The sequence below is a fragment of the Dapis hubbardiae BLCC-M172 genome (assembly GCF_050016015.1).
Taxonomy (GTDB): domain Bacteria; phylum Cyanobacteriota; class Cyanobacteriia; order Cyanobacteriales; family Microcoleaceae; genus Trichodesmium.
Map to the genome: position 1 here is coordinate 6,827 of NZ_JBNHEQ010000319.1, position 8,303 is coordinate 15,129.

General features: G+C 36.5%; 5 protein-coding genes. 2 read left to right on the plus strand and 3 right to left on the minus strand.

Annotation, left to right across the window (positions count from 1 at the left end; genetic code table 11):
• Positions 1–290: 290 nt before the first annotated feature.
• The 3 genes from ACP6PK_RS29645 to ACP6PK_RS29655 all read right to left on the minus strand — a co-directional run bounded on the left by ACP6PK_RS29645 (position 291) and on the right by ACP6PK_RS29655 (position 3,890).
• Positions 291–851: a hypothetical protein gene (locus ACP6PK_RS29645; RefSeq protein WP_426565093.1), complete on the minus strand. Its 561-nt coding sequence runs from the start codon at positions 849–851 to the stop codon at positions 291–293.
• Positions 829–2,337, minus strand: a complete 1,509-nt coding sequence (locus ACP6PK_RS29650; protein ID WP_426565095.1) for a GMC family oxidoreductase N-terminal domain-containing protein — start codon at positions 2,335–2,337, stop codon at positions 829–831. Before ACP6PK_RS29650 ends, ACP6PK_RS29645 begins: the two co-directional genes overlap by 23 nt.
• A gap of 749 nt (positions 2,338–3,086) precedes the next feature.
• A complete protein-coding gene (locus ACP6PK_RS29655; RefSeq protein ID WP_426565097.1) occupies positions 3,087–3,890 on the minus strand; it encodes an aspartyl/asparaginyl beta-hydroxylase domain-containing protein in 804 nt (267 codons plus the stop codon).
• 1,823 nt (positions 3,891–5,713) lie between these two features.
• Between ACP6PK_RS29655 and ACP6PK_RS29660 the strand changes: the two genes are divergently transcribed.
• Positions 5,714–6,604, plus strand: a complete 891-nt coding sequence (locus ACP6PK_RS29660; protein WP_426565099.1) for an ABC transporter permease — start codon at positions 5,714–5,716, stop codon at positions 6,602–6,604.
• A gap of 348 nt (positions 6,605–6,952) precedes the next feature.
• On the plus strand, positions 6,953–7,321 hold the full coding sequence (locus ACP6PK_RS29665) for a hypothetical protein (protein ID WP_426565101.1): 369 nt from the start codon (positions 6,953–6,955) through the stop codon (positions 7,319–7,321).
• Positions 7,322–8,303: the final 982 nt, after the last annotated feature.

The window sequence follows — 8,303 nt, forward strand, 5'->3', positions numbered from 1 at the left end:
AGGATATGTTTTTGCTGGGGCAAAGCAAAGCATAACACACCATTTTTTTTAGTAGTTAGACAAACAGATATTTACTTGTTCAATTGCCACCTTGCAATGACACGCCCTAGACTTTCTTTAGTATGATATTTATCAGGACTTACGCCAATATAATTTATATAGTGTTTAAAACTAAAACGTTATAGTTTTTTGACTCTATATATAGTACCTCTGTGTAAGTCATGTTGGGAAAATAGTCCAGTAGGATATGTTTTTGCTGGGGCAAAGCAAAGCATAACACACCATTTTTTTTAGTAGCTAGACAAACAGATATTCACTGCCGAGTGTGACACGACGTTAAACAGATGCTTCCCCTCTACTTCACTCTCTTTATTCTTTCTTGCTCTTTCACTCTTTCCAATATTCAGATTCTGTACACAAAGTATAACCACAAAAATAACATTTAAACTTATCAGCACGCCCATGAACGACGTAATTGTGGAGAGAAGTGGGGCAGGCAGACAGGTAGGATCACCGAGATGAAAGAGGAACGTGGCAGACGACAAACAAAATAAATGTAAGCACCATAAAATAAATAAAACATCCAAGAATATAATTCCAGGAAAAAATACCAATAAAAATTCACCAAAAGAATCACAAGACTTGCCCACCCTTTTTTTTCCATACAAAACAAAATAAACTAAATGATGAAAGAACACCCAAAAAAAATAACCACCAAAAAAACTACAAATTGCGTTTTTTAAACGCGTTTTCCCAGAAAACTTTGCCCTACCAGAAACTTTTTTCCATTTTCTATTTCGATATCTTTTCTTTTTCCCTTCCATTTCATCAGCCCTTTCCCAAAATAACATCCCCTACCCTCAAAGCATTAGCAGCAATAGTCAAAGCCGGACTCACCCCCAAAGCATTCGGCATAAACCCACCATCCACAACAAACACATTTTCATGGTCATGTAAACGACAATCTTTATCAAGCACAGATGTATTAGGATCTGTACCAAACCGAGTCGTACCTACCTGGTGGGATGTATGAATATCATCCTTATCACCCGTCGCTCCAAAAGATAATACTGCTCCTGCTAACTGAAATACCTTTTTTAACTTCTTCTTATAGTATTTTGAACGGTAAACATCATAAGGATGAAACTTGTGGAATAGACGAATTTTCCCATCCTTACCTAGTTCTATCCGATTTTCTTCTTGGGGTAAATCTTCCACAATACCAGTTATTGCCAACATTCGCTTCAGCAGAAATTCGGCAATAGGTTTTGGTATTGGTACGGGGAAATTTTGTTGTAGAGAAAGAAGTCCCGGAATAGGTACTGTTTGAGCTAACCCCAATTTATGAGGAAATTCCTTAGTTCCCAAATACAAGTCTGTAAACCCTAACTGTTTAATAAATTTATCCGCTCCTCCCGTCTCTTGTTTGAATAAACCTGCCATTAAAGCACCACAATGATACATATAATTCCGCCCCAATTGTCCGCTCCGCCCTGTTAAACCAGACTTCATCAAAATAACTGGACTACCTAAAGCTCCCGCAGACAAAATATAAACTTTAGCCGTTAGTTCCTCAACTTTGCCAGTTTGACGACAACGGAGGCGAATACCCGTAACTTTTTTACTGCTATTAGTAACTAAATAGTCTGCTTCTGTGAAAATTTGAACTTTAAGGTTATAATTAAAAGTTGCTTTATCAATAGCACGCACCACTGTAGAGGCACGAGCTTCATTAGGACAGTAAAAACCAGGACATTTAGAACAACGCAGACAACTATCGAAGTCTATGCCAAAAGGGAGATGAAAAGGCATTAACCCCGCATCCTTTATACCCTTTTCCAACTGTTGGTTAATTGGTTCCAGTGGCGGAACTTTCCCTGGATAACCGTTGCTTGGTGTTCCCACATTGGGCATTTTGGATGGCCTATCCCCAGCAACATGAAATAAAGCCTCTGCTTGGTCAAAGTAGGGAGCCATCTCTTCGTAAGTAATTGGCCAATCCCACAGATGACGAGGTAGCCATTGGTCATAAAATTTCCCTGGGTGGAAGTCGTAAGGACTTGGGCGCATTAATACCCCTCCATATAAGGATGTTCCACCACCTAATATTCCAGCGATGTGGAGTCTAGCGCTACGTCCATTAACTTCAATTTGGCGATCGTCGAAAGCTTCTTTGTTGATTAACATTCGTTGCTCATCTTGGAAAGCTTCAACGTCACTAAATCTTAGGCCACGTTCTACTAAGAGAACCCGTTTACCAGCTTTTGCTAGAGTATGGGCGATCGTTCCTCCTCCTGCACCACTGCCAATAATTATTGCGTCAAAATCGTAACCCACTACTCTCTCCCAATATATTTTTTGATTTTTTTATTAATAAATAAATAGATAAATGCAGCATCTTTATTTGTATAAAATCAGTGCCTACAAAAGTCAAAATTTTTTTTATTATATATAGGAATTACCAGAAATATATAAGTAATATCATGTTCGCTTGAATACTTAATATATTGGCTAGTAGTTTTGTTCTAGCCTGCTAAATATGTATCAGTTGCTCAAGCCCAACTACAAACTAATTCTTTTTTATATCAAGTATCCGTTTAAATATGTATCAGTTGCTCAAGCCCAACTACAAACTAATACTTTTTTATAACTGATTATCAGCAATTCGTAGCTCCCCTAGAGGAGCGACACATAATCTAAGCAATGTAATTTTGTTGTATTAGTTATACAAATACAAAAGTCTCTTTTTATAATTTCAGAAAGAGGTAGAAATTCACAAAAAAATCAAAGACAATGGTATCTACAACTTATTTAGATATTAGGGTTTGGAGACCAAACCCCTACGATAAAATGTTACAACATAAGGGCAGATTTTTATATTAGAATCAAATCAAAAAAAATTTTTAATAAGTTAATCAGTTAATTCATAAGCTTTTTTCTTTATGTCTTTTTTCTGACTTTTTCCTGATGGAATTTAACTGTGAAAAATAGAAAAAAATTAGTCTAGCTGTCGCAGGCAAGATGCCCGCGCTACTACTCCCTATTCTGTAGGGACATTGCATGCAACGTCCCTACTTCCTTTTTTACTATTTTGATGATGAAACTTTCTCTTTTTTATTTTCCTTGGCAAACAATTTTTCTAAACGGTCTTCCCAGTTTTTCTGATTAACATTTGCATCTTGAATATAAGGAGAAACCGCAATTAATTTCATCATTAATTCATTCAAAAATGATAGGGGAAAACGCATCGGTCTCATTATATCTAAAAACAAAACTGCACGGACACCATCAGTTTCGTTCCAAGCTTCATGGGGGAAAGAATCATCAAAAATCATACTTTTTCCTTCTTCCCAGTGACGAGTTTCATTGCCGACACGAATACGACATTTTTCTTTTGGTTCAGGTACTTTTAATGCTAATAAATAACGAATAACTCCTTTGTATGGGCCTCGGTGTTCGGGAATATGTTTACCAGGCATTAAAATTGAAAAGAATGCCGTTTTCATTCCTGGAATTTTTTCAATTAAACGAGTTGTTTCTGGGCATCTTTGACAATTTTTTTCTGCTTTTATTCCATACCCATACATAAAGAATGTTTTCCACAAATCGTCAGGGCTAGTATAATCAGCTTGGTCTGGAGAAATATCTTGGAAATTTGGTAAATCATCTCGATATTTCAGAAGTTCATCTAACTCTTTTCTAATCAATATCCAATTTGCGTCTATCTCTTCCACCCATTCAAAGTGGTGAGGCTCAAAAAATGCTGTATCACCAATTAAGGAATAACTAGGAATTAGCTTTTCAAAAAATCCTAGTAGTTTGGCTCCAATTTTATATATTAATATTTTCCTAAATTTTGCCTTTAGATTTTCTAAAGAAAGTTTAAGCATAGGTTTTTTTTCGCTAGAATTTAATCTGTTTGGACAGTTTTTCTCCAACCAGTTCCAAGTTAATATAATATAGAATGAAATTTTTAGGATCTGAAAATAATTAAAAGATTAAAAAGAAAGTTTATTCGCTCAAAATTTTCATTGGTAGAAGTTAAAAGTAAGCATTCAGCATTCAGCATTCAGCAGTCAGCCATCAGCTAAGGGAATTCTCTTCACAAGGAGAATTAAAAGCTATGAATGAAATTGGTCATTACTTAACCCTAGTAGTGTAATACGCCTAAAATATTGGAATAGTAGGGGCGGGTTTTAGCTATAATTTTCATGCTTACTCTAAGATTTACACCGAACCGCCCCTAGAACTGTGGGTTATATCATTAAAGTAAGCATTCAGCATTCAGCCATCAGCTAGGGAAATTCTCGTTGTGAAGAGAATTAAAAGCTATGAATGAAATTAGTTATTATACCAATTCCCATGCAAATGATGCTCTACTTAATTAAAACTTCAGTTACTAAGTAATTACTTTAGTAGAATAAATTTTTTGCTGCTGAACTAGGTAAGTTAAAGTTAATTATTCTTAATTTGTACGGACGCCCTTATGCAACGTCCCTATATTCCCCCACTCCCGTACTCCCCTACTCCCCTACTCTGAAATAGATAAAGTTTTGGATAAATGGTATTACCTAACCCTAGTAGTGTAATACGCCTAAAATATTGGAATAGTAGGGGCGGGTTTTAGCTATAATTTTCATGCTTACTCTAAGATTTACACCGAACCGCCCCTAGAACTGTGGGTTATATCATTAAAGTAAGCATTCAGCATTCAGCCATCAGCTAGGGAAATTCTCGTTGTGAAGAGAATTAAAAGCTATGAATGAAATTAGTTATTATACCAATTCCCATGCAAATGATGCTCTACTTAATTAAAACTTCAGTTACTAAGTAATTACTTTAGTAGAATAAATTTTTTGCTGCTGAACTAGGTAAGTTAAAGTTAATTATTCTTAATTTGTACGGACGCCCTTATGCAACGTCCCTATATTCCCCCACTCCCGTACTCCCCTACTCCCCTACTCTGAAATAGATAAAGTTTTGGATAAATGGTATTACCTAACCCTAGTAGTGTAATACGCCTAAAATATTGGAATAGTAGGGGCGGGTTTTAGCTATAATTTTCATGCTTATTCTAAGATTTAGATAAACCCGCTCCTAGAATTTTGGTTTTAGCTATAATTTTCATGCTTATTCTAAGATTTAGATAAACCCGCTCCTAGAACTATCGGTTATATAATTATGGGGCGGGTTTATTTAACTCAATGTAAAAACTCGTTAACTTAACTGTGAAACCCGCCCCTACAGAACCTAATTCCCTAATTGCAAACTCATTAGCTGTGTTAGTCCCCTAATCATTCCTTGATTCTTTAGCAAAGCTAATAGCTAAATGCGAGCTAAATGAATACTGCAAGCATTCAGTCATATAGAATCTGAATAATTTCTATAGCCAAGTCCGAAGCGACGGTCACTGCGTGGAAGGTTTGCGGAGCATTCCGGAACGGATAGCAATCTCGTGAGACCTATGAGATTGCTTCGTATCGTCGCAATGACAAGTATTCAACCGGATTCTATATCAGAGATAATAATAACTAATAACTAAAAACTAAAAACTGATAACTGATAACTGATAACTGAATAGCGGTGTTAAAATTACCAGTGTATGGGGCAAAGGCCATTGCTAAGGGCAAATACAATAAATACTTTTAATTATCCCACAACAATGTTAATCTTTTGCCCCTAAATTCTGCATTAATAATATCTAAAGTCTAATATGAGTGGTACTATTACCCCTTCCCAAACTAATATAAGTCAGTTGTCTGACACCAAGACAACACCATTAACTTCCGGTTCTCTGGTAGGAGATTTTTTCCAAGAAACCCTAGCATTAACCACTCGGTTATTCATACAACTCAAACGACGACCTTCTACATTAATTGCTGGAATTATTCAACCTCTAATGTGGTTAATTCTATTTGGGGCACTTTTCCAGAATGTTCCTCAAGGCTTATTTGGTGACAGTCAAAACTACGGACAATTTCTCGGTGCCGGTATTATTGTGTTTACTGCTTTTGCTGGTGCCCTCAATGCTGGTTTACCAGTGATGTTCGACAGAGAATTTGGTTTTCTTAACCGTCTATTGGTGGCGCCATTGACATCTCGCTTTTCTATTGTCTTAGCTTCAGCTACTTTTATCGTCACCCTGAGTTTCATTCAATCAGCTATTATTATTGGTGCTGGTGCGTTTTTGGGTGCAGGACTACCTAATATATTAGGATTAGCTACTATTGCCCTGATTGTTTTAATGTTAGTTTTGGGTGTGACTGGTTTAAGTTTAGGTCTTGCTTTTGCTTTACCAGGACACATTGAACTTTTGGCAGTGATTTTTGTAACTAACCTACCTTTGTTATTTGCTAGCACTGCTCTGGCACCTCTATCTTTTATGCCCAGTTGGTTACAAGTAGTCGCTAGTTTAAATCCTTTGAGCTATGCCATCGAGCCTATTCGTTATTTGTATCTACACAATGATTTTTCTTTTGGTAGTGTAGTTATGGAAGCACCTTTTGGTGATATTTCCTTTGGGGCAGCGTTATTGGTGTTATTGGTGTTTGATATTGTGACTCTAGTAGCAATTCAACCTTTATTACGTCGTCGGTTTGCTTAAAGAAGAAGTCAGGAGACAGGAGTCAGGAGTCAGGAGACAGGAGTAATAATTTATCTGAAAATGTTAATAGATTGAGTCGAGAACAGTGTTGATAGTTTGGATCAGCACTGCTCTTTTGTTTGCAGTTTCAATCCCTAAATAGGGATTAGGGTTGGGAAAGCCAGCAAGGTGAGGTTTTTTGATAGTCGTTTTGCCAAATGTCCGTCTTTCTGAACTAGGAGTCAGAATTCAGTAGATAGAAATAAATTTTTCCTTGACTAAAGAAATTAAGTGTGCTTTAAAAATACCAAAAAAGTTGTATCGTAGTATATCTATAAAGTTTCCTAAAAAACAAAATACTACATTATTATGTCTACTAAACTTTTCACCAAACTTCTTCTGGGCACCTTAACTACAGGAACGATCGCTATCTTCCTGCCTCAGCCAACTTTAGCCCAATCTTATGAAAATAATACAGTTAATCCTTTACAGGACTTACAAACAATAGATAACCCCGATCCTTTCACTGGTTCAGGCGGAATAGATATGTTCGACATAATTCATAACTCCAGACTAGGAGATAACCGGAACATGAAAGAATATATGCTCGAACAACGTGATAGTCTAAATGATGCAGCAATACAGTTCCGCAATAAACAAAAAGAACTGATACAACCACAGAATACCGCTGGTGATACTCCTACTTCTGCTACAGGTAGTATTGAAAATAATCCTTAAATGAGTATAGTTGTTATAGCATTCAGCTATTAGCTATCAGCTATCAGCTCAAGTCAAAACTATTGCTTGTAAGGGATTTCAATTTTATTAATCTGCTAAAACTTTTTTGTAGTGCTATAGTTTCCAGCGATCGCTCTTTGACTGCCATATAGCGCTACGCTCAAGTCAGAACTCAAAAGTCAGAAGTCAGAAGTAATCCCTGAATGAGTTTGAGCATTTAGTAACGTCCTAACCTTTGGTTCGGCTACGATAATATAAGGTGGTTGGGTGTAAGGAAGTAGTTCCTAGATTTTATATCCTATTCAGTTAAATACTTATTGGCACTTTGTAGGTTGGGTTAAGTAACCTGCAACCCAAAATAGACTTTATAGTTGTTGGGTTGTACTGTTGCTTAACCCAACTTATATTATGTCCAGGTAATATCAAATCCGCTTGCTTTCAAGTTTTATAAGAAACCGGGTTTATGGGAAGTAGATATTAGTGAGTGGGCTATTTAATAAACCCGGTTTCTCTGCTTTTTTCCAATACTATAGCACTACCCATTAAGGTTAGGGCAGTTATAAATCATGGAACCCTTTAACAGTCTACTGTTCCCTGTTCCCTATTCCCTATTCCCTATTCCCTAGCGCTATACCAGATTTGATATAATTAGTAATAAAAAACTTTCTCCTCCTTTTTATATAGTGACAGCGATCGCCAAAAATCACTGATACACTTCGATTTTGTACCAATTTTCCCATTAACAGCTAGTCATTATTCAGTCTAGGAGTAGTTGCTGCTGGTTTAACTGTTACTCGTGGTAAGAATAAGAAAAACTAGATATGCTCAATAGACATCTCCAGAAAAGAGGGAATAGGGAACAGGGAACAGGGAACAGGGAACAGGGGGGGAGTAATACCATGTCCGGTTGAACACTTATAATTAAGATAGCGGGACTTTAGCAAATTTCAAGCCCAAACAAATCCCCAACTCTCTTTATGAG